The 24,343-nt window shown below is 31.6% G+C and carries 21 protein-coding genes; 15 read left to right on the forward strand and 6 right to left on the reverse strand.

Features of this window, described 5'->3' with window-relative positions:
- Window positions 1-1,086: putative metal-binding motif-containing protein (locus LY08_RS13605; RefSeq protein WP_211305919.1), on the reverse strand; the 1,086-nt coding region annotated here is incomplete at its 3' end.
- Between the two features lie 365 nt (window positions 1,087-1,451).
- On the opposite strand from LY08_RS13605, the gene hpf reads away from it, so the two are divergent.
- Window positions 1,452-1,751, forward strand: a complete 300-nt coding sequence (hpf, locus tag LY08_RS04955; protein ID WP_111659346.1) for a ribosome hibernation-promoting factor, HPF/YfiA family — start codon at window positions 1,452-1,454, stop codon at window positions 1,749-1,751.
- A gap of 94 nt (window positions 1,752-1,845) precedes the next feature.
- On the opposite strand, the gene LY08_RS04960 is transcribed toward hpf, so the two are convergent.
- Entirely contained in the window at window positions 1,846-2,961 is a 1,116-nt protein-coding gene (locus LY08_RS04960; RefSeq protein ID WP_111659347.1) for a DEAD/DEAH box helicase, read from the reverse strand.
- A gap of 107 nt (window positions 2,962-3,068) precedes the next feature.
- Window positions 3,069-4,622: a DEAD/DEAH box helicase gene (locus LY08_RS04965; RefSeq protein WP_111659348.1), complete on the reverse strand. Its 1,554-nt coding sequence runs from the start codon at window positions 4,620-4,622 to the stop codon at window positions 3,069-3,071.
- A 110-nt stretch (window positions 4,623-4,732) separates the two neighbouring features.
- Here LY08_RS04965 and LY08_RS04970 point away from each other — a divergent pair, with 110 nt between their 5' ends.
- The 9 genes from LY08_RS04970 to LY08_RS05010 all read left to right on the forward strand — a co-directional run bounded on the left by LY08_RS04970 (window position 4,733) and on the right by LY08_RS05010 (window position 17,109).
- Window positions 4,733-5,545: a DUF1853 family protein gene (locus tag LY08_RS04970; protein WP_111659349.1), complete on the forward strand. Its 813-nt coding sequence runs from the start codon at window positions 4,733-4,735 to the stop codon at window positions 5,543-5,545.
- A gap of 59 nt (window positions 5,546-5,604) precedes the next feature.
- Window positions 5,605-7,542, forward strand: a complete 1,938-nt coding sequence (locus LY08_RS04975) for a S9 family peptidase (RefSeq protein ID WP_111659350.1) — start codon at window positions 5,605-5,607, stop codon at window positions 7,540-7,542.
- 105 nt (window positions 7,543-7,647) lie between these two features.
- The gene (locus LY08_RS04980) at window positions 7,648-9,969 is read left to right on the forward strand and encodes a type IA DNA topoisomerase (protein ID WP_111659351.1); all 2,322 of its coding nucleotides are present in this window, start codon (window positions 7,648-7,650) and stop codon (window positions 9,967-9,969) included.
- 50 nt (window positions 9,970-10,019) lie between these two features.
- Window positions 10,020-10,610 carry a pseudouridine synthase gene (locus tag LY08_RS04985; RefSeq protein WP_111659352.1) on the forward strand — a complete coding sequence of 197 codons (591 nt, stop codon included), beginning with the start codon at window positions 10,020-10,022 and terminating at the stop codon, window positions 10,608-10,610.
- Window positions 10,611-10,681: 71 nt separating this feature from the next.
- Entirely contained in the window at window positions 10,682-11,932 is a 1,251-nt protein-coding gene (locus LY08_RS04990) for a mechanosensitive ion channel family protein (RefSeq protein WP_111659353.1), read from the forward strand.
- 89 nt (window positions 11,933-12,021) lie between these two features.
- On the forward strand, window positions 12,022-12,708 hold the full coding sequence (locus LY08_RS04995; RefSeq protein ID WP_111659354.1) for a TetR/AcrR family transcriptional regulator: 687 nt from the start codon (window positions 12,022-12,024) through the stop codon (window positions 12,706-12,708).
- Window positions 12,701-14,368, forward strand: coding sequence for a peptidase domain-containing ABC transporter (locus LY08_RS05000; RefSeq protein ID WP_111659355.1), 1,668 nt, complete (start codon window positions 12,701-12,703; stop codon window positions 14,366-14,368). The genes LY08_RS04995 and LY08_RS05000 overlap by 8 nt, the downstream gene beginning before the upstream one ends.
- A 1-nt stretch (window position 14,369) precedes the next feature.
- Window positions 14,370-15,725: an HlyD family secretion protein gene (locus tag LY08_RS05005; RefSeq protein ID WP_111659356.1), complete on the forward strand. Its 1,356-nt coding sequence runs from the start codon at window positions 14,370-14,372 to the stop codon at window positions 15,723-15,725.
- Window position 15,726: 1 nt separating this feature from the next.
- On the forward strand, window positions 15,727-17,109 hold the full coding sequence (locus LY08_RS05010) for a TolC family protein (RefSeq protein WP_111659357.1): 1,383 nt from the start codon (window positions 15,727-15,729) through the stop codon (window positions 17,107-17,109).
- Between the two features lie 2 nt (window positions 17,110-17,111).
- Here the strand turns inward: LY08_RS05010 and LY08_RS05015 are convergent, their stop codons facing one another.
- Window positions 17,112-17,876, reverse strand: coding sequence for a hypothetical protein (locus tag LY08_RS05015; RefSeq protein WP_111659358.1), 765 nt, complete (start codon window positions 17,874-17,876; stop codon window positions 17,112-17,114).
- A 386-nt stretch (window positions 17,877-18,262) separates the two neighbouring features.
- On the opposite strand from LY08_RS05015, the gene LY08_RS13660 reads away from it, so the two are divergent.
- Window positions 18,263-18,397, forward strand: a complete 135-nt coding sequence (locus tag LY08_RS13660; RefSeq protein ID WP_262510023.1) for a hypothetical protein — start codon at window positions 18,263-18,265, stop codon at window positions 18,395-18,397.
- A gap of 71 nt (window positions 18,398-18,468) precedes the next feature.
- Here LY08_RS13660 and LY08_RS05020 read toward each other — a convergent pair whose 3' ends face one another.
- Window positions 18,469-18,945, reverse strand: coding sequence for an Hsp20/alpha crystallin family protein (locus LY08_RS05020; RefSeq protein WP_111659359.1), 477 nt, complete (start codon window positions 18,943-18,945; stop codon window positions 18,469-18,471).
- A 113-nt stretch (window positions 18,946-19,058) separates the two neighbouring features.
- Window positions 19,059-21,035, reverse strand: coding sequence for an alpha-ketoacid dehydrogenase subunit alpha/beta (locus LY08_RS05025; RefSeq protein ID WP_111659360.1), 1,977 nt, complete (start codon window positions 21,033-21,035; stop codon window positions 19,059-19,061).
- A 143-nt stretch (window positions 21,036-21,178) separates the two neighbouring features.
- Here LY08_RS05025 and LY08_RS05030 point away from each other — a divergent pair, with 143 nt between their 5' ends.
- From LY08_RS05030 to LY08_RS05045, 4 genes are all read left to right on the forward strand, one after another.
- Window positions 21,179-22,126, forward strand: a complete 948-nt coding sequence (locus tag LY08_RS05030; protein WP_111659361.1) for an isopenicillin N synthase family dioxygenase — start codon at window positions 21,179-21,181, stop codon at window positions 22,124-22,126.
- Between the two features lie 79 nt (window positions 22,127-22,205).
- Entirely contained in the window at window positions 22,206-22,538 is a 333-nt protein-coding gene (locus tag LY08_RS05035; RefSeq protein WP_111659362.1) for a translation initiation factor, read from the forward strand.
- Window positions 22,539-22,542: 4 nt separating this feature from the next.
- The gene (locus LY08_RS05040; protein ID WP_111659363.1) at window positions 22,543-23,472 is read left to right on the forward strand and encodes a DUF1835 domain-containing protein; all 930 of its coding nucleotides are present in this window, start codon (window positions 22,543-22,545) and stop codon (window positions 23,470-23,472) included.
- Window positions 23,473-24,342 (forward strand): nucleoside phosphorylase, encoded by an 870-nt coding sequence (locus tag LY08_RS05045; protein ID WP_111659364.1) that lies wholly within the window; start codon window positions 23,473-23,475, stop codon window positions 24,340-24,342.
- The last annotated feature ends 1 nt before the right edge of the window (window position 24,343 follow it).

Genomic DNA, 24,343 nt, shown 5'->3' on the forward strand with positions numbered 1-24,343 from the left:
TGAGTTAGTATCATCACAATCAAAACATTGGGTAACACCATCTCCATCAGCATCTACCACAGTCTCATCTATATTACCATCACAGTTATTATCGATACCATCACAAGGTATATCTATAGCTCCAGGATTAATAGTTGCATCATTATCATTACAGTCGACACATTCATCAAATCCATCACCATCAGCATCCACTCTAGTTTCATCTATATTTCCATCACAATTGTTGTCTATATTATCACAGGGTAATTCTATTGCACCTGGATTTATAGCTGCATTAAAATCATCACAATCTACACATTCGTCATATCCATCTCCATCTGCATCTTTTCTATTTTCATCAATTCCACCATTACAATTATTATCAATTCCATCACAAGGTAGCTCTACAGCTCCTGGATTAACATTTGCATTTGTATCATCACAATCGGTATTATCTAAAACGTAACCGTTTGGTTGATTAACAGAAAAAGTTGTGTTATTAGGATCTCCATAACCATCTCCATCTGTATCAGCATACCAAGTCATACCTCTTTCTACTCTAATATTGGCTTTAAAATTATTCCCAAAATTACTTACATAATAAGTATAACTCCCTCCAGGATAAGTAATATAGGCTGAGCTAAACACTTCAAAAATGTAAAAACCGTTAGGCAAACCTTGGATAATGTCTATATTTTGGTTATTTATTAACCAAAGCGTATCATTTCCACCTATATAAGAATCGTTTGGACCATTTACATTTAATGAAATCTCATTAAACGCAGGAGGCGAAGGATCGTCTTGCAAATACACTCTGTAGTGTAATTTTACATCTTGTACTTCATCTCCATTAGTTTGGAAAGTTTTGTTTTCAAATCCTTTTAAAACAAGGCTCTCAGAATTACTAAAAATTAGAAAGAGTTTGTTTTGAAAATTGGGTGTTGAAGAATCTGAATTATTTAATAGTTTGTAAAATGAATTACCTGTATTGTCCTCATCGACAATCACATAACTACTAAAAATACCAGAATTTTGTGCCTGAATTTTTGTTGACATGAGACAACAAAAGGCCACGACAAACACTTGAAAAATGGTTGATTTTTTCATAATTGGTTGGTTTGATTAATAAAAAATTATTGACTATAACAAGAGGTAGGCATAAATAACTACTTAATAGCGCATAGTTATTTTATGTTTTTTAAATAAATAATAGAATGGTTACTTAAATGTATGAAAAAGAATTGAATAAAGTTGAATTAATTAATATCTTTTCTATGAAACGAAAATAACATCGATTATCTATTTGAGATTTAAAGCCTTATCAATATGTTAAGCGGTATTATATTTTTAACTTAATTAAGTAATATTGATTTTTTATTGCAAAAGTGAAATTCCTCCTAAAATTTTCAAAAAAAGAATAGATTTCCAATTCATTTTAATTATCTTTAAGAGAACATAAATATGAAAAGACTATGGATATCAATTTTGAATACGACAATGTAAAAGCAAGTACAGATTTAGAACAATTTACTTCAGAAAAAGTACAGAAATTAGCTAATAAATATGAATTTATTGTACGTGCTGATGTTTTTTTTAAGGTAGAACAAACTGGAAATAACACCGGGAAAATCGCTGGTATCCGTTTAAGCGCACCTGGTCCTAGATTGTTTGCAGAAGATAATAATGAATCTTTACACAAAAGCGTTAGTGAAGTTGTTAATCAATTAGAACGACAGTTAGCAAAGCGTAAAGGCAAAATGAAAACGCATTAGCTATTTTTAATACCATGATATACTAAAAAACGACTCATAATTGAGTCGTTTTTTTTATTTTGAATGGAAATATTACCAAGGATTATAAATAATATTAAACAGTAATCTGTTTCATCTTAATTCCTAGAGTAGTTTCTACTTTTTTAAGTTCATTATATTCATTAGGTAAAATTAGTGCAATAGACTCTCCTTTTTTTCCTGCTCTAGCAGTACGACCACTTCTATGTGTGTAGTACTCTATATGTTCTGGTAATTGATGATGAATCACAAATGCTAAATCACTAACATCAATACCTCTTGCTGAAACATCTGTAGAGATTAATAATTGTAAGGTTGTGTTTTTAAAAGCACGCATCACTTTGTCGCGTTCTTTTTGTTGCATATCGCCTTCTAAAGCACCAACATTAAATCCTTCTTGTTCTAATTGATGCTTTAATGCTTGAGCACCAGCTTTTGTACGCGTAAAAATAATCCCTCTATCGTCTTCTCTAGCTTCTAAAAGCTGCATCAATGCGTGCGCTTTATTGTGTAAAGTAGTTTCTACGTAGTAGTGAGAAATGTTAGAATTAACAATACTACTTCTGTCAATTTCAAGTCTAATGGCTTGATCAGAAATGTAACGTTTAACAATATCTTTTAAATCGTCTGACATTGTAGCACTAAACAACCAAGTGTTTTTCTTGCCAGTAACAGCTTTTAAAATAGTAGTTAGATCGTTTTTAAAGCCCATACTTAGCATTTCGTCTGCTTCATCTAAAACAATGGTTTTAACGTCAGATAAGTTAACAGCACCACGATTCATTAAATCGACTAATCGTCCAGGAGTGGCAATTATAATATGCGTAGTTCTAGCTACATTTTTAAGCTGGATATCAATCTTTTCACCACCATAAACACCTTCTAAAAATATTTTAGAATTGTTATACTTGGTATATTTAAACAGTTGCTTTTTTATTTGCTGAACCAATTCGCGTGTTGGTGCAATAATTAATGCTTGAACAGCATTATTTTTAGGATTAATTTTGTGTAGTAAAGGTAATCCAAAAGCAGCAGTTTTACCAGTTCCTGTTTGAGCTAACCCAACAAAATCTGTTGAGGCATTTAACAACATAGGTATAGCTTGTGCTTGAATTTCAGTAGGTGTTTTTATACCTATTTCTTTCAGTGATTTAACGTAGTTTTTATCTAGACCTAGTTCTTTAAAAGTCATGTTTAAGTATTAAGTAATTAGTAAATAGTATTTAGTAGTAAGTTGTTAGTGCAACTGTCAGTTTGAGTAAATACTGCAAGTTGCTGCTGAAAACTTAATACTAAACTTTAATCTTCAGGAGGAAATCCATTAATATCCTCAAAAATCTCATCGAAATTAGCGCGCAAATAGGCGTTTAACTTTTTACGGTAATCGTCCTTAAGCCATTCGACAAAATTGAAAGTACTTTTACTAATACACTTTGTGTAGCGACTAATTCTATAATCTATATCGTCACCTAATAATTTTGCTAATGCTAAAGCGTCCCAAAGGTCTTCGCTATTTTCTGTACAAATATGGGCATGATGTTTTATAGAGCGTTCTAAAACCACTTTAGAGCTCTCACCTGCTCTAATACTATCAATATAACATTTTTTAATATCAAAATAGACTTGCTCAGACTTTTTAAACTGCTCACGCAAATCGTCTGGCATTTCATATCTAAAGTTATTTTCAAGCTCTTCATCACTTAAAATACCATCTAAATAATAGTTAGGAGAACGGAAAATTTTATGCCAATCTAAATCACTTCCCCATGGTCCAAATCGGTGAAGGTTATTTCCTAAATCAACAACTGTAAACGTGTTTTTGTTTTTTAATATACGCGATCCGCGTCCAATCATTTGGTAGTATAAAGTCAATGATTTTGTAGCTCTGTTAAGCATAATACAATCTACAGTAGGCTCATCAAAACCTGTTGTTAAAATACTAACTGAGGTTAATATAGCATCAGGTGTTTCTTTAAACCATTTTAAAATAGCTTTACGCTCTTTTTTTGTATTGTTATTATCCAAATGCGCTACTGGGTAACCTGCACGTCTAAACGTGTCATATACATGTAACGATGTATTAATACCATTATTAAATATTAGCGTTTTTTTACCTTTACAGCGTTCTTCGTAAGCTTGAATTAGCTTAGTTAACATGTCAGTATTGGTATATAAATCTTCAGAAGACTTTACAGTATAATCACCATTAGCACCTACTACTAATGAGGTTAATCCAACATTGTAGCTAAATATCTCTGCACGTGCTAAAAACTCATTTTCTATTAACGATTGGATGGTTTCTCCAACAATTAATTCGTTATAATTATCCTTCATTGGAAGGTTAATATTACTACTTAAAGGCGTTGCGGTTACACCAAGTATAAAAGACTTTTCAAAAAACTTAAAAAGTTTTGTAAAACTATTGTAATGTGCTTCATCAATAATAACTAACCCAATATCAGAAATATCTAACTTATCATCATTTAAACGGTTATTAAGTGTTTCAACCATTGCCACAAAGCAATTATAATCGCCTTGATCACTTAAGTCTGCTTTACTATCAACAATCTTATTTGTCACACCAAACTCAGACAACATGTTAGACGTTTGTTTACACAACTCTATACGATGTGTCATAACTAGCACTTGCTTTTTGTGATGCTTTAAATATTGTCTAACTATTTCAGAAAATATTACTGTTTTTCCTCCACCAGTTGGTAGTTGATATAACAAATGATAATCTTCAGGCGCTTCTTCAAAACATTTAAAAATCTTATCAATTGCTCCTTTTTGGTAGCTATAAAGACTTTTTCCTTCTGTGCGCTCTTGTAATTCTAGGGTTTTAACAGACATTAACTAATTGTAATTTTAAAAATTTTGAGATGTGCAAAAATACAACGAATTAAAGGGTTATGACGAATAATCTTAAAAAAATATTTTAATCCTTATTTTTACATTATAATATGACTAAAAAAACAGAAGATTTTCAAGCCCAATTTAGAGGGTTTTACAACACACCACATCTCTTTCAATCTCCTGTGTTTGGGATGAACCCTTTTACAGAATTATTAGACCACCCCTTTACTTTTAATAATGCAATCAAACCAAACACTAGACTTGGATTACGTGTCGAGCAGTTTGTTTTTGAAGAATTAAAGCAATTTAAAAATATTAAGCTATTAGCAGAAAATATTCAAATTCAAGAAACGGTTAATCATACTATTGGTGAGTTGGATTGTTTGTTCTTGGACGATGGACAACCAACACATTTAGAAATTCAGTTTAAGTATTATTTATTTGATGCATCTTTGGGCAACTCTGAGGTTGACTGTTTAATTGGCCCTATGCGAAAAGACTCGTTATTAGAAAAATTAAATAAACTAAAAACAAAACAGCTACCATTACTCTATGCTGATGCTACACAACCACTATTAGATCGTTTACAGCTTAAAGCCGAAAACTTTAAACAACAACTTTACTTTAAAGCACAAATCTTTGTGCCTTTTGGTGAAACCATAGAGTTTAAATCATTAAATAACGCCTGTGTTTATGGGTTTTATTTTAAATATCACCAATTAGACCTATTTAAAGACTGTAAATTTTATATCCCTAAAAAAATAGATTGGTTATTGGATTTGGACACCAATGTTAATTGGTCCACTTTTAAACAAATACAACCACAATTAGCTGTTTTTGAAACTGAAAACTATTCACCTTTATTATGGTTAAAATTTAAAAATGGAGAAATGTCAAAGTGTTTTGTTGTGGCTTGGTAATTTGACTATGTCGTTTATTTCAACTAATTTTAAACAAATCAATCAAAACATCATTCTTTATGAAAACTAAAATTTTAGGATTAGCCATTATTACACTTCTTTTTGCTTGTAAAAAAGAAGATAAAATTGCTCAAAAAGAAGTCAAGCAATACACTATTGAACAGTTTATGGATAATGAAGCTGTTGGTGGTGGAAGCTTTTCACCAGATAATAGTAATTTATTAATATCAAGTAATCGTTCGGGTATTTATAATGTTTATACAGTCCCTGTAACAGGTGGAGAAATGACACCAATTACTCAATCAGACAGTACGTCTTATTTTGCTAATGCTTATTTTCCAAAAGATAACAGAATGCTGATTAGTGCAGATGGTAATGGTGATGAAATCGATCATTTATTTGTAAGAGAAACAGATGGAAGCATTAAGGATATTACTCCTGTAGATGGAGCTAAAGCCAATTTTTACGGTTGGTCTAAAGACGATAATTATTTGTATTATGGCTCTAATAAAAGAGATCCAAGGTTTTTTGATGTTTATAAAATGTCTACAGAAGATTATTCTTCAGAGATGCTATATCAAAATAATGATGGTATGGATTTTAGTGGTATGTCTGAAGACGAAAACTATTTTGCGCTTTCAAAAACTGTTAATACCAATGATAGTGACTTGTTTATTTACAAAGTCAACACTAAAGAAACCATTAAAATTAATGATAATTTAAGTGCTAATTCGGCACAGGACTTTTCAAAAGACAACACTACATTTTATTATACTACAGATGATGGCTCAGAATTTTCGTATTTAATGTCCTATAATCTAAACACGAAAGAGAAAACCAAAGAAATTGAAAAATCTTGGGATATAATGGGAAGCGGTTTAACCTCCAACGGAATGTACATGGTAGTCTATGTTAATGAAGATGGTAAAAACGCTATTGAAGTACTAGACACTAAAACTATGAAACCTATAGATTTGCCTGATTTTGAAAACAAAAGTATAACTAGTGTAGGCTTTAGCGATGACGAACAATGGATGCGAATGTATGTTGGTGGTTCCAATACGCCTTCAGATTTATACACTTACAATTTAAAAACAAAAAAACAGCATAAACTAACCCATGTTTTGAATAATGAAATTGATGTTGAAGATTTAGTTACTGCAAAGGTGGTACGCTATAAATCGTTTGATGGTGTAGAGGTTCCTGCAATTTACTATTTGCCAAAGCAAGCTTCAGTAGACAACAAAGTACCAGCAATGGTTTGGGTACATGGTGGTCCAGGAGGTCAAACACGTCAAAACTTTAGTTCATTAATACAGTATGTTGTTAATAATGGTTATGCAGTTTTAGCAGTAAATAATCGTGGTAGTAGTGGTTACGGTAAGACCTTTTACAAAATGGATGACAAAAACCATGGTGAAAAAGATTTACAAGATTGTATTGAGGGTAAAAACTGGTTAGCAAATCAAGCAGAAATTGATGGTAATAAAATTGGTATTATTGGTGGTTCTTATGGTGGTTATATGACTATGGCTGCATTAACCTATGCTCCAGAAGAATTTGATGTTGGTGTAAACATATTTGGAGTTACCAATTGGATGCGTACTTTAAAAAGTATTCCTCCGTATTGGGAATCGTTTAGAGAGGCGTTATATAAAGAAATAGGCGACCCTTATTCTGCAGATTCTACGCGTTTAAAGCGTATTTCGCCATTATTTCATACTGATAAAGTAACAAAGCCATTAATTGTTTTACAAGGTGCTAAAGACCCTAGAGTGTTGCAAGTAGAATCTGATGAAATTGTTGCAGGTGTTAGAAAAAACAATGTGCCAGTAGAATATGTTTTATTTGAAGATGAAGGACATGGTTTTGTTAAAAAAGAAAATCAAATTGAAGCTTATAGCAGAATAGTTAAGTTTTTAGACGAATATCTTAAGAAAGAAAAAATGCCTGTAGATGGCGACATTCCTAAAACTAAAATACCTGCTGAAGAATAATTAATGTAATATCTAATTGATAATTATAGTTAATAACTCCTAACAAATCCCTTTCCAAAAGGTAACTAATTTACTTATTTTGCACGTCTAAATTTGTATTAACTAGTGAAAGTCTGTATTGCCGAAAAACCATCTGTAGCAAGAGAAATTGCGCAAGTCTTAGGAGCTAAAACCAAACGTGATGGCTACTTTGAAGGCAATGGGTATGCAGTTACTTATACTTTTGGTCACCTGTGTACTCTAAAAGAGCCAAACGATTATAAACCGTATTGGAAAAGTTGGGATTTAAACAACTTGCCCATGCTTCCTGAAAAATTTGAGACTAAAGTCAACAAAGATTCTGGAATCCAAAAACAATTTAAAATTGTTAAAAGCTTATTTGACCAAGCAGAAGTGGTTATAAACTGTGGTGATGCTGGTCAAGAAGGAGAATTAATACAACGTTGGGTGTTGGATCAAGCCAACTATAAAGGTGAAGTGAAGCGTTTGTGGATTAGCTCTTTAACCACAGAAGCGATTAAAGAAGGCTTTGAAAAACTAGAATCTAGTTCTAAATATGATAATTTATATTACGCAGGATTTTCAAGAGCTATTGGCGATTGGTTGTTAGGGATGAATGCCACACGTTTATATACCGTAAAACATGGTGGATACAAACAAGTATTAAGTGTTGGTCGTGTACAAACGCCTACTCTTGCAATGGTGGTTAACCGTTGGAAAGAGATTGAAAACTTCAAGCCTCAACCCTATTGGGAGTTGCAAACAATGTATCGAGATACCTTATTTAGCTACGAAGAGGGTCGTTTTTTAAATATGGAAGATGGCGAAAAACTTGCAAACATTGTAAAAGCACACGATTTTGAAATTGTATCCATCACCAAAAAGAAAGGGAACGAATATGCTCCAAAACTGTTTGATTTAACTGGGTTGCAAGTCTATTGTAATACTAAATTTGGGTTTTCTGCAGACGAAACTTTAAAGATCGTACAGAAACTTTATGAAATGAAAGTGGTGACTTATCCTAGAGTAGATACCACATTTTTACCTAACGATATTTATCCTAAAGTACCTGGAATACTTAAAAACTTGACAAATTACAGTACGCTAATTCAACCTCTTTTAAGTAAGAAGATTAAAAAATCTAAGAAAGTGTTTGATGACGCTAAAGTTACAGATCACCATGCTATAATACCAACTGGTGTGCAAAGTAATTTGCAGTATAACCAACAACAAGTTTATGACATAATTACAAGACGTTTTATAGCAGTGTTTTATAACGATTGTAAAGTGGCAAACACCACAGTTATTGGAAAAGCAGAAAGCGTTAATTTTAAGACTACTGGAAAAGAAATATTAGAAAAAGGTTGGCGTGTTGTATTTGAAACTTCGACTGCGCTCAGTGGGACAACTACAACTAAAAGTAAAGAACCAGGTTTGTTACCCACTTTTATTAAAGGTGAAAAAGGTCCGCACGAACCCTCGTTTTTAGAAAAACAAACCAAACCACCCAATCAGTTTACAGAAGCCTCACTCCTACGTGCTATGGAAACTGCAGGAAAGCAAGTGGATGACGACGAGCTACGAGATTTAATGAAAGAAAACGGTATTGGTCGTCCCTCTACACGTGCAAATATTATTGAAACCTTGTTTAGACGCAAGTATATTAAACGTAATAAAAAACAGGTATTACCAACCGTTACTGGTATTCAGCTAATAGATATTATTAAAAATGATTTATTAAAATCTGCCGAGTTAACTGGACTTTGGGAAAAACAATTAAAGGATATTGAAAAAGGCGACTATTCCGCATCAGCGTTTATAAAAAACATGAAGCAAATGGTAGATCAACTGGTCTACGAAGTACGAAGTGAAACAGTAGAAGCTAAAATTAGTTACACTAATAATAAAACTGAAAAAGGCTCAAAAACTAAAACCAAAACTTCTAAAAAAGGAATTGTTGGAAAAGCCTGTCCTAAATGTAAAAACGGACAAATTTTAAAAGGAAAAAAAGCCTATGGTTGTAGTTTGTATGGTAAATCTTGCGACTTTGTGCTTCCTTTTAGTTTTGCAAATAAGTCAATTTCAGAAAACCAATACAAACGTTTAATAGAAAAAGGGTCTACTGTAAATCTTAAGGGATTTAAGGCGGAAGGAACATCTGTTGAAGGCTTATTACGATTTGATGACCATTTTAAATTAAAATTAGAGCCAAAGCAAACGGTTTCCGCTAAAGCGAAAACTGATACTAATGAGAAAAAGTGTCCGAAATGCAATAAAGGAACCATCATAAAAGGAAAAACAGCTTACGGTTGTAGCAATTATAAAATGGGTTGTGATTTTAGATTTGATTTTGAAGCTATCAGACAAAAAGCCAATGGACAACAATTAACTAAAGAGTTGGTGTATTCCATATTAAATGGAAACTAATTAAATGTTACACTTAGTACAGTCTAAGTGTTATTAAAAAATCTATTCTTTTGGAAACCCAAAAACACAAACATTTTAAAATTTATAAACCTTACGGAATGCTCAGTCAATTCTCGAGCAATGCTGCCAAAGAACAAAACAAACGTTTTTTAGCAGAATTAGGGAGCTTTCCTGATGGGATAATGCCAATAGGTCGTTTGGATGAGAAAAGTGAAGGTCTGCTCCTACTAACTACAGATGGAAAATTAAGTGACCATGTCAACCAATCCGGAATTGAGAAGGAATACTATGCGTTAGTAGATGGTGATATTTCCGCGAAAGCGATACAACAATTAAGCGATGGTGTGGACATTGGTTTTAATGGTAAAAAGTACAGGACCAAGCCCTGCAAAGTTTTTAAATTAGAATCAATACCAGATTTACCAACACGATCCAAAAAAATTAGAGATGCAAGACATGGACCAACCACTTGGATATCCATTACTTTAACCGAAGGAAAATTTAGACAAGTCCGTAAAATGACTAGTGCTGTTAATTGTCCAACCTTAAGATTGGTACGTGTTAGGGTTGGAAATATTAATATTAATGATTTACATGTTGGTGCTGTTTTATCCCTAGAAAATCCAAACCAAATACTTTAACGTATCTTTAATTTTTTAAGTAATAGGAATGATTAAAATTCGTGTTACTTTTGTTTAAAATTAGAGTATACATGATAAAATACGCACACTATTTTTACAATCAATTTAGAGATTTAGGATTAAGTAGAGATACTTCAAAATATTTAAACATGCTAGTTTTATTAATCATAACTATTATAGTTATAGCATTAATAGACTTAGGTTTAAGAAAGATTTTACGTGTTGTTTCTGCAAAAATTGCAACTAGAACAAAGTCTAATTTTGACGATTTACTTATTACTAATCGTGTACCAAGAAATGTAGCACATATACCTGCTTTATATTTTGCATTATATAGTATTCCTATTGTTTTTAAAGATTTTAAAAACTTGCATACTTTTTTTGAAAAAAGTATTCAAATAGCAGGAATTATATTAGGATTATGGATAGTTAGAAGCTTATTAAACACATTAAAAAATTATTTTAAAACTTTACCGCGTTTAAGAGATAAACCAATAGATAGTTACATTCAGGTGTTTATGATATTTGCTTGGATTTTAGGTGCTTTTCTGGCAATAGCAGTAGTTGTTGGAGGTGCTTCTATTTGGGAGTTTATAACTGGTTTTGGTGCAGCAACAGCAATTATCTTGTTAATTTTTAAAGACACTATTTTAGGCTTTGTAGCTAGTATACAAGTGTCTATTAACGATATGGTGCGAATTGGTGACTGGATTACCTTTGACAAATATGGTGCAGATGGAGATGTAATAGAGATTAATTTAGCAACCGTAAAAGTGCAAAACTGGGATAATACCATTACTACAATCCCAACTTATGCGTTGATTTCCGATTCGTTTAAAAACTGGAGAGGAATGACAAATTCTGATGGACGACGTATCAAACGACACATGCTTATTAAACAAACTTCTATTAAATATTTAACAACAGAGGATATTGAGCGATTAAAAAAGATTGAAATTATTTCAACCTATTTAACCACTATGCAAGACAAAATAACTCAATATAACACGACACATAATGTTGATAAATCGTTATTGGTTAATGGTCGTAATATGACTAATATTGGTGTGTTTAGAAAATTTATCCAAACTTATTTAGAGCAACATTCTGCAATAAACAAAGACATGTTGTTAATGGCTAGACAATTACAGCCAACCTCTCAAGGAATTCCGTTAGAAGTATATTGCTTTAGTAAGGACAAACGTTGGGAAAACTACGAGTATGTGATGAGTGATTTATTTGACCACTTTTTAGCTGCAGTTCCTTATTTTGAATTAGAGTTATTCGAGCTACCAACAGATACTGTTTTCAAGCAATCTTAAGTTAGAAAAAAACGATTATGTTAATGTATAGTTAATTTGATTACAATTATGATAGTATTACTGTTATATTTGCAATTAAATTTTATAATATGCATACTTTACTATCAAATTTAAAGATTAATATAAACGAAAAAATATTTCTGAAAGACCCAGAATCCTCAGATTTAGGAAAACGTATTATTGAAAATAGCATTCTATTAATAGATGATATTGGTTTTGATGCTTTTACTTTTAAGAAATTAGGTGCCAAAATAGGTTCTAATGAGAGTAGTATATATCGTTATTTTGAGAGTAAGCATAAGTTACTTATCTACTTAACTTCATGGTATTGGAGTTGGTTAGAATATCAGCTGGTATTTGCTACAAACAGCATAGCAGACCCAAAAGAAAAAATTGAAAAAGCGATTACTATTTTTACTCAAACTGCAACAATAGACTCTAATTTTACTCATATTGATGAAGTTGTTTTAAAACGAATTGTAATTAACGAGTATTCCAAATCTTATTTAACTAAAGAAGTAGATAAAGAAAATAAGGATGGCTATTTTTTAATTTACAAACGATTAGTAACTCGTTTACATGACATGATATTATCAGTAGATAATACCTATAAATTTCCTTTTAGTTTAGCCAGCACAGTCATTGATGGTGCATTGCATCAACACTTCTTAAAGGATCATTTTACAACTATTTCAGATTTAAAAAAATCAGATACTCCAATAAGTTATTTTAAAGATTTGGTTTTTAAAGCCTTAAACATTTCTAACCATGAGTAAAAAAATACTAACTACTTGGCAGCGTTTTGTTGGGCTACTACAGTTAGACAAAAAGGACGTTAAACAGGTGTTTTTCTATGCAATTTTTGCTGGTATAGTTAACTTATCCTTGCCTCTTGGGATTCAAGCTATAATTAATTTATTACAAGCTGCACAAATTAGCACGTCTTGGATTGTGTTAGTTGTATTAGTTACCATAGGTGTGGTTTTTGTTGGAATATTACAACTCATGCAAATCAGAATTATAGAAAACATTCAACAAAAAATATTTACTAGAGCTTCTTTTGAGTTTGCCTATCGTTTTCCTAAAATGAAAATGGATGAATTAAGAGGCTATTATCCACCAGAATTAGCCAATCGTTTTTTTGACACCATTAACGTACAAAAGGGAATTGCCAAGGTTTTAATAGACTTTCCAGCTGCTATTCTTCAAATTATTTTTGGATTAATATTATTATCATTTTATCATCCCTTTTTTATTATTTATGGTGCGTTGCTGTTAATTCTTATTTATATTGTATTCAAATTTACTGCAGAAAAAGGCTTAAATACTAGTATTGATGAGTCAAATCATAAGTATAAAGTAGCTCATTGGTTACAAGAGATAGCTAGATCTATAGTTAGTTTTAAATTATCAGGTAAAACAAGCTTAGCGCTAAATAAAAATGATAAACAAGTTACTGACTATTTAGAAGCTAGAGAAAGTCATTTTAAGATACTAATCTTACAATTTATTCAACTTATCGGTTTTAAAGTTTTAGTAACTGCTGGATTATTAATTATTGGTGGTGCTTTGGTATTAAATCAACAAATGAATATTGGTCAGTTTGTTGCTGCAGAGATTATTATCCTATTAGTTATTAATTCTGTAGAAAAGCTCATTTTGGGTTTAGAAACGTTTTATGATGTTTTAACTTCTATTGAAAAACTTGGTGTTGTGGTAGACAAAGAGTTAGAACCACAAGGTGGAGAAATATTAGATGTTAACACAACTGATTTTAGAGTAGAATTAGAAAATATTACGTTAGCGGTAAAAGGTAAAGAAACACCTGTTTTAAAAAATGTTTCATTTAAAATAAATCCAAAAGACAGAATCTTAATTCAAGGTCACAGTGGTTCTGGTAAAACCAGTTTATTAAAGCTAATTGCTGGTGTAATAAGTCCTACAACTGGTAGTGTTTATGTTAACGATAAATCACTGACCAGTATAAATATAAACAGTTACAGATCAAATATAGGGCAAACGTTAGTAGAGGAAAGTCCTTTTGAAGGTACTTTGCTTCAAAATTTAACATTTGGAGACCCTTCAATTACCATTAAGCAAATTGATTGGGCTATTAAAAATGTTGGTTTAAAGGACTTTGTAAAGCAATTACCTAATGGGTTAGAAACCATGCTATATCCAGAAGGTAAAGGGACTTCTTTTACTGTTATTAAAAAAATTATGCTGGCTAGATGTATTATTAAACAACCTAAATTATTGATATTAAAAGAACCTTTAGACCAGTTTGAGCCAAAAGACACTCAACATATTATTGACTTTTTAAGTCAACCAGATCATCCTTGGGCATTAATTGTAGTTAGCCAGAATAATCTATGGAAAACCAAGATTAATAAAGTAATCACTTTAAGTAACGGTCAAATAATTAACACAAAATAGCATGTTAAATATTTCAACAAATAGCGTCAATAAAAATGTAGATATAAGTCACTTTAACTCGGTTAAAAAAGCCTTTAATAAAAAACATTACAAGCATTTTAATCGGTTTTTAGTAACCTTTGGTATCATAGGAATTATAATATTGTTTTTACCATGGACACAAAATATAACTTCTAATGGGTTGGTAACCACTTTAACACCAGATCAACGTCCTCAAACCATACAATCTCCTATTCCTGGACGTATTGAAAAATGGTATGTCAAAGAAGGAGACTTTGTTAAAAAAGGTGATACTATATTATTTATTTCTGAAATAAAAAATGAATATTTTGACCCAAATCTAGTTCAAAGAACAGGAGAGCAAATAAAAGCCAAAACATCTTCTGTACAATCGTATGCTAGTAAAGTTAAAGCTCTAGACAATCAAATTTCAGCATTATTAAATGAAAGAAAATTAAAACTACAACAAGCAGAAAATAAAGTGCTACAATCTAAACTAAAAGTAAAAAGTGACAGTATAGATTTTGAAGCAGCAAAAACTAATTTAGGAATAGCCGAAAAACAATTTAATCGTACGCAACAATTGCAGTCTGAAGGATTAAAAGCTATTACAGATGTTGAAGAAAAACGCTTAAAACTTCAGGAAACTCAGGCTAAACTAATTTCTCAAGAAAATAAATATTTAGCTGCTAAAAATGAAGTTATAAATGCTAAAGTCGAGTTAAACCGAATTAATGCTGAATATACTGACAAAATATCTAAAGCCCAAAGTGACAAGTTTACAGCGCAATCCAGTGGATTTGATGCAGAAGCACAAGTGACTAAGCTTGAAAATGATTTTACTAATTACTCCATGCGTAATGACATGTATTACATTAAAGCACCTCAAGATGGTTACATAAATAAAGCTATAAAAGGTGGTATTGGTGAAACGTTTAAAGAAGGTGAACAATTAGTTGGAATTATGCCTGCAAAATATGATGTAGCTATCGAAACTTTTGTAGATCCCATAGATTTACCATTAGTACATCTTGGTGAAGAGTTTAGAGTACAATTTGATGGTTGGCCAGCAATAATATTTAGTGGTTGGCCTAACGTATCTTACGGTACATATGGTGCAAAAGTTGTAGCTATTGAGCGCTTTATTAGCCCAAATGGTAAATTCAGAATTTTATTAGCACCAATAGAAAATGATTACGAGTGGCCAGAAGCAGTACGCGTCGGCTCTGGAGCCAAAACAATTGGTTTATTAGAAGATGTTCCTATTTGGTTTGAATTGTGGCGAAAACTTAATGGCTTCCCTCCTAACTACTACGTACCTGAGGGTGCAAAAACAGCTAATGTAGAAAAGAAATAAGATGAAAAGAATAAGTGTACTTTTACTAATTTTATTACCTGCAATTGCAAATGCTCAAACCATAGATAGCTTAAGTTACACAGAGTATTTAGGCTATGTTAAGCAGTTTCATCCTATTGCAAAACAAGCAGATTTAAGATTAGAAACTGGACAAGCTAATTTAATGAAAGCACGTGGTGGCTTTGATCCAAAAATAGATGTGGATTTTAATGAAAAAGATTTTAAAAACAAAGAGTATTACGAACGGTTAAATGCAACATTTAAAGTCCCAACCTGGTATGGAATAGAGCTTAAAGCTAATTTTGAAGAAAATTCTGGATTGTTTTTAAATCCGGAAAACAATGTGCCACAAGATGGATTGTTTAGTGCTGGTGTAGGATTTTCATTAGGTCAAGGTTTGTTAATTAATCAAAGAATGGCTGCCTTAAAAAAGGCAAAGTTTTTTAGAGAACAAACAAAAGCTGAGCGTGAATTATTAATTAACGACGTTTTATATAACGCTTCTTTAGCTTATTTTGATTGGCTTCAAGCTTATAATGAGACTAAAATTTACGAACGCTTTTTAAATAATGCTAAAATTAGGTTTAATGGTGTGCGTTCTAGTGTATTAGCTGGAGATAAAGCAGGTATAGATAGTTTAGAAGCTGGTATAATAGTAAAGACCAGAACTTTAGAGTTAGAACAAGCCAAAGTAAAATTAGTTAAAGCTAGACTTGAAGCTTCAAATTTTGTATGGTTAGATAAAACACCAGTTGATATTAGTGAAACAGTTAAGCCATTATTAGTTTTAGAGGATGAAATTGATTTGGCTTTATCACTAAATGAGGCTATAAATTTTAATATTAATAGTCACCCTAAGTTATTAGCTTTAGGTAGTAAAATAGATGGTTTAGATGTAGATAGACAATTATATGCTAATAAGCTATTACCAGTTGTAGATGCCCAATATAATTTTTTAACAGAAACACCCGAATTAGCTAATACTTTTAATGCTTCAGCTTATAAGGCGACTGTTAATGTTACTTTTCCTTTATTTTTAAGAAAAGAACGTGGTGATTTAAAACTTTCAAAATTAAAAATTCAAGATGCTCAATTTGACTTTTCAGACACTCAACTTCAAATAAAAAATAAAGTGGATGCTATAAATAGAGAATTAACGTCTTTTGAAGTTCAGAATATGTTAATTGAAAATATAGTAGCGGATTATGATACCCTGCTAAAAGCAGAAGAGCGTAAATTTAGTTTTGGAGAAAGCTCAGTGTTCTTAATTAATAGTAGAGAAAATAAGTTAATAGAGTCTCAAGTAAAAGCCATACAATTACAAAATAAGTTTTTTGCAACCAAAGCAAAGTTATTTAATAGTTTAGGTATTGTCCCAAACTAAAATTACTCATCATTCTTAGGATTTGGGTCAGCTTCAGATTTATCTTCTTCTTGAGATTTAAGTCTTAGTCCAGAATCTTTTTCTTTTATAATTACAATAGATGCTTTTACACCTGTTGCTAAATTCCACTGGTTTGAAGTGATAACATTCCCTTCTTCATCTAAAACTTGAAACTCTGCTGTATTAGGACCAGAAGTACCTTGGTTTAAAGCCTGAAAATCTATTTTGTTTATACCTTCATCTAAACTTAATAATATACCACCAAATCCACTTCTAAGGGTTACACTTGGCACCATAATATCATCATTTAATAAAACTCTAATAACATCTCCATCTGGATATTGATGATCTCTGTATATAATATTAACTGCTTTGGCTTTAGTTTTATATTCACCTAAAAACTGATTGACTAAGCTTCCGTTATTAGATTTCTCATTATCTTCTTTAAACTTTAATTGCTTTTTTAATTGCTTGTTAAACAATTCTGCAGGATTCCTAAAATTATTGTCTTCTTCAATCATAGAAAACTCCTTTTTAGGTTTAACAGTGGTTTTAACTTCTTTAGGTGCTATAACTTCATCTTCCTTAGTGTCATCTGGTTTTACTTCTTCAGCTTCAATGGAAGGTTCTGTAATTAACTCTGGGTCATCTTTTGGATCTTCACTTTCAATTGCTGGTATAGCTATAGACCGATTCTCACTATCTATTTGAGCAAAAGAGGATAATGAAACTGTAAAAAGCAATAAAAAAGAAATATAAAATTTCATGTGTTTATTTTTATACATGCCGAAAATAAAACAAAAACCATACCTAAATGCTAAAATTTTATTAATCTCTTCAAATTTACAACATTTGTTCGTGAAGTACCACTACTACTCTATTTTTCATCTTCTTAAATAATTATAAGTGTTAAAAATATATTAAATATGTACTTTGTTATACATAGTACTGTAACAATTTAGACAGGTTGTCGTCTTTTAAGTATAAACCAATAATTATCAATCAATTAAAACTTAAAATTATGAGAACTTTAAACAACAATCAATTAACAGGAACATTAAAAGGTACAAAAAGTCAAACGTGGAATTCTAAAAGACGCTACAGATAAAAGCTTAGCAAATCAAGTATTTATCAATCAAAACAATCAATGGTTATGAAAGCAATAATTAATTATTTAAAAAAATCCAACCGGTTTACCAACGAGCATGAATTTGCTAACAGAGAAGTTTTTAGATGTAGTAATACTAAAGACGGACTTTGGAAAGGTGTGACACGTTACGCACACTAAATATTGCAAATACTGTAATTAAAAAAGCCTGAAAACATTAGTTTTCAGGCTTTTTTTTATTAAACATTATGTTACGAAATTTTAATTGTTTTAGGAGGTTTTTTCTTTGCCTCTTCTCGTTTTGGTAAATGCACTTCTAAAATTCCATCGTGGTATTTGGCATTTATTTTTTCTGTCTCAACTGTTTCTGGTAAAGTAAACGTTCTTTTAAATGAAGAGTAACCAAATTCTCTTCTAGTAAAATTTTGATGTTCTTCTTCATTTTGGTTTTGCGTTTCTGCTGAAATAGTTAATACTTTTTCATCTAAATTAATATCAAAATCAGATTTTTTTAAACCAGGTACAGCCATTTCAACAATAAACTCATCATTAGAATTTTTAATATTGACTGCTGGTAATGTCATACCTGTATTAAAATTTGACATAAATTCGTTTCCTAAATTTCTTGAGAATAAATCATCCATCCAGGACGACAAACTTGTAAATGTGTTTAATTTAGAATCTTTGGAGTTATCTACTCCAGAATTAGTTGGAATTAAATTACTCATGATTTTAAAATTTTAAGTTAAACATTATTTTATGTGTATAATGCAAAATGAATACCAACTTAAAAAAACTGAATATTTTTCAGGAAATATGACATTTTTTCACAACTAGACTACTAGAAGTCAAGTAGTTTAAGTAATTCTCCCTCAAATTTATCGCGAGATAAATATTGATCTTCTAGCTGATTAATAAACGGAATTGGCGTGTCTAAACTAGCTACACGTTTAACAGGTGCATCTAAATACTGAAAGCAATGCTCCATAATTAATGCAGAAATATCGCTAGCAATGCCACCAAACAGCGAATCTTCTTGCAGTATGATAGCTTTTCCTGTTTTTTTAACAGATGCAAAAATAGTTTCTGTGTCTAAAGGTTGTAATGTTCTTAAATCGATGACTTCTGCACTAATATTAGGGTGTTTCTCTAAAGTTGCTAAAGCCCAATGTACTGCTGCTCCATAGGCAATAACAGTAATGTCAGATCCGGTTTTTAATGTAGCAGCTTGACCAAATGGAATGGTAAAATAGTCTGTTGGTACGTCTTGTCTAATACTTCTATACAGGGCTTTATGCTCAAAAAACAAAACAGGGTTTGGGTCGTTTATTGCTGTAGCTAATAATCCTTTAGCATCATAGGGAAATGCTGGATAAACTACTTTTAAACCTGGTGTTTTAGTAAACCAAGCTTCGTTTGTTTGGCTATGAAACGGTCCTGCTGCAACTCCTGCTCCACATGGCATTCTAAGTACCACATCCGCATTTTGGTTCCAGCGGTAATGTGATTTTGCTAAATAATTAACTACAGGATTAAAACCTGAAGTGATAAAGTCACTAAACTGAAGCTCTACAACACTTTTTATTCCTGAAATACTTAAGCCCATTGCGGTTTCAATAATAGCAGATTCGCAGATTGGTGTATTACGTACTCGTTCTTTTCCAAATTGATCAACAAAACCATCAGTGATTTTAAAAACGCCTCCATATTCTGCAACATCTTGACCCATAATTACCAGATCTTCATGGCGTTGCATGGATTGTTTTAAACCTTCAGAAATAGCATCTATCAAACGCAACTCTTTTGTTTCGTTGTTTGGCTTAACTTCTTGATATACAAATTCTTGATACACATCGTTTAACTCGTTAGTTTCAGATGGAGTAATATCTATTTCCGCGTAAGCGATATCTAAATGCTCATTAATTTCGTGTACTATAGCTTCTTTAATTTGGAGTTCTTCTTCTTCAGTTAAAAGACCTTCATTTTTTAAAAATTCCTGATAATTTTCAATAGGGTCTTTTTTAGCCCAAGTGTCCATTAATTCTTGCGGTACATATTTTGTACCACTTGCCTCCTCATGACCACGCATTCTAAAGGTTTTAAATTCAATTAAAACTGGACGCGGATTTTTACGCATATTATCAGTAATTTCTAATAGTTTAGTGTAAACTTCCAATATGTTATTTCCGTCAATAATATGGCTTTCCATGCCATAACCTAAAGCACGATCTGCTAAATCCTTACAATTATATTGCTCTGAGGTTGGTGTAGATAATCCGTAGCCATTATTTTCTATACAAAACAGCACAGGGAGTTGCCAGACGGACGCTACATTTAAGGCTTCGTGTATATCTCCTTCACTAGTTCCACCCTCACCTGTAAATACTGCAGTTACTTGATTGTTGTTATTAAGTTTTGAGGCTAATGCTATACCATCTGCCACTCCAAATTGTGGTCCTAAATGGCTAATCATACCTACTATTTTATACTCTTGGGTTCCAAAATGAAAACTTCTATCACGTCCTTTAGTAAATCCATTAGCTTTTCCTTGCCACTGCGAAAACAAACGATGTAATGGTATTTGTCTGGTAGTAAATACACCAAGATTTCTGTGCATAGGCAAGATGTACTCCTCATCCAACATAACAGAGGTCACACCTACAGATATTGCTTCTTGACCAATACCAGAAAACCATTTACTTACTTTACCTTGACGCAATAAAATAAGCATTTTCTCTTCTATTAATCTAGGTTTAAGCATGCGCTTGTATAAGTCTAAAAGAATAGTATTATCTAGGGATTTTTTATCAAAAGTCATATAAGTGGACGTCTTTATAAAATGGGTTTGTCAAATATAGAATTTTTGCTGAAACAAAAATGAGCGCTTTATTAAAAATATGCGTGTCATTTTTCCAATGTTTTCGCTACATTTGTATATATAAGAATTATAAAATTTTAAAGATGAATAGCATACCTAGCGTTAATTTGAAGGATTTTACCTCTGGAGATCCTGTTAGAAAACAAAAATTTGTTGATGAAATAGGAAAAGCCTATGAAGAAATAGGATTTGTGGCCTTAAAAGGTCATTTTTTAGACGACACCCTTGTTGACGATTTATATAAAGAAATTAAAAACTTTTTTGCATTACCACTAGAAACCAAACGTAAATACGAAATCCCTGAAATAGCTGGACAACGTGGTTATGTGTCTTTTGGAAAAGAAAGCGCAAAAGGTAAGAAAGAAGGTGATTTAAAAGAGTTTTGGCACTTTGGTCAATATGTAGAAGATGATCCAGAACGCGCAAAAGAATATCCTGAAAATGTCATAGTTGAAGAGTTGCCTGCATTTAATGAAGTTGGTAAAAAAACTTATCAAACATTAGAAAAAACAGCAAAATATGTTTTGCGTGCTTTAGCTTTACATTTAGGATTAGAAGAAACGTATTTTGATCATTACATCCATAACGGAAATTCAATTTTACGTCCTATCCACTACCCTCCAATTACACAAGAACCTGATAATGCTGTTCGTGCTGCTGCACATGGTGATATTAACTTAATCACCTTGTTAATGGGAGCTCAAGGACGTGGATTGCAAGTACAAAACCATAAAGGTGAATGGATTGATGCTATTGCAGAACCAGATGAATTAATGATTAATGTTGGTGACATGTTATCACGTCATACTAATAACAAACTTAAATCAACAATTCACAGAGTAATAAATCCACCAAGAGAACTTTGGGGAACGTCACGTTATTCAATTCCTTTTTTCATGCATCCAATTAGTGAAATGAAATTAGATGTATTAGATAGTTGTATTGATGAAAATAATCCGAAACAGTTTGATGATATTACTGCTGGAGAGTTTTTAGACGAGCGTTTAAGAGAACTTGGTTTGAAAAAATAGTTAATAGTTTATAGTCTCAGTCACAGTTATTATTGGTTGTGTGCTGAGGCTAAAAAACTGTAACTGTAAACTAAATACAATGGATTTACAAGACCAACTTAAAAACCTGTTTCCAGAACATGTTCCTGAAGATATTGAAGATACCTCAGAAAACAGCGAAAATAGCATTTGGTTACAAGATGATCCCATTATCTGTAAGTACGAAAAACGTAAAGGTAAACCCATTACCATTTTAGAGGGTTACACAGGTGCTACAGAAGACTTTAAACAGCTAGCCAAAGAATTGAAACAACAATTAAGTGTTGGCGGAAGTTATAAAGATGATAAGATTATTATTCAAGGTGATTATCGTGATAAAATCATGGCAATACTTAAAGACAAGGGATTTAACGTAAAACGAGTTGGAGGCTAATCAAATGAGTCATCAAATACTTCATATCACCAATGGTTCTAGTTTAACCAATTATCTTAATTCACTACATATTGAAGGCGATAAGTTGACTTGGCATGATATGTTATGTGAAGGTCCTACTATTAAGGAGATGGATAATCCTAAGTTTTTTAAAATCAGAAAAAAGTTTTTAGAAAAAGCTTATGACGTAGAATATGATGTAGATACTATTAAAAACGAGTTTAATAAATTAAACGACGTCACTAGTTATTCCGAAATTGTGTTGTGGTTTGAATACGATTTGTTTTGCCATATCAATTTAGTAGCAGCCATCAGTTTAATTAAACAAAAAGGGATTAATTTACCCTTATACCTTGTATGTAGTGGTCGTGTTGAAGGAGAAAAAGAACTAAAAGGGTTACCTCAATTAACAGAAGCACAGCTAAGACAACATTACCAAGACAAAGTTAAACTTAATATTGACGATATTGCTACAGCCCAAAAAGCTTGGCGAATTTATTGCGAATCGGATCATAATTTATTTAAAGAGTTAATTACTAGACCATCCAGTTTTAAATATTTAAGCAATTGTCTTAAAGCACATTTAAGACGATTTCCAGATACTAGAAGTGGCTTAAACACTCTAGAATACAATACTCTAAAGTTAATTAAAGAACATGATGTGAAATCTAGACATCATTTATTAGGTTATTGCTTGCATTATCAAGGCTATTATGGTTTTGGAGACTTACAATTACAACGTATGATTGATAGATTAGAGTTGTTTTATAATGAAACTGAAGACACTTTAACCTTAAACCGAAATGGTTATTTAGCATTAGAGCATCAGAAAAACTTCTTTAAATTAATAGATACAAATTTTCAATTTGGAGGTATTAATAAATCAGACTTTCAATACGATAAAAAAGAAAATAAATTAATAGAAACCATTTAAATGGCTATAAAAGAATCAGAACTTATATTAAATCCAGATGGTAGTGTGTACCATCTAAACTTAAAACCAGAACATATTGCTGACACAATTATAACTGTAGGAGACCCAGATCGTGTGTCTAATGTTACTCAGTATTTTGATTCGGTAGATTTTAAAACACATAAAAGAGAATTTCATACCCAAACAGGAACCTTTAAGGGTAAGAAAATCACAGTTATTTCAACAGGAATTGGAACAGATAACATCGATATTGTATTTAATGAATTAGATGCATTAATAAATATTGATTTAAGCACTAGAACGATAAATAAGACTTTAAAATCTTTAGATATAATTAGAATAGGTACTTCAGGATCTATTCAAAAAAATATACCTATTGATGCCTTTTTAATTAGTGAAAAAGCTGTTGGATTTGATAGTTTACTTCATTTTTATGATAGCAAGTCTATACAAGATTTTAATACATCAGAAGCCTTAGTAAAACATACACAATGGTTTAGTTCTAAATCAAAACCATATGTTGTAGATGCAGATAGGACGCTAGTTTCTAAAATGCAATCTAATAAAACGGTTACAGGGTTTACAGCAACAAACGTAGGTTTTTATGGACCACAAGGACGTATATTACGTTTACCTATTCAGGATAACGACTTAAATGACAAACTTGCATCCTTTGACTATGCCAATCAACCCATTACTAATTTAGAAATGGAAACTGCTGGTATTTATGGGTTGTCAAAGCTTTTAGGACATCGCGCAGTATCTATGAATGCAATAATTGCTAACAGAGCTACAGGCGAATTTAGTAAAAACCCTAAACAGATTGTTGACGACTTAATCCAATACACTCTGAACAAAATAGTAGAATAGC

Source organism: Olleya aquimaris, assembly GCF_003259525.1.
In the GTDB taxonomy this organism is placed as follows: domain Bacteria; phylum Bacteroidota; class Bacteroidia; order Flavobacteriales; family Flavobacteriaceae; genus Olleya; species Olleya aquimaris.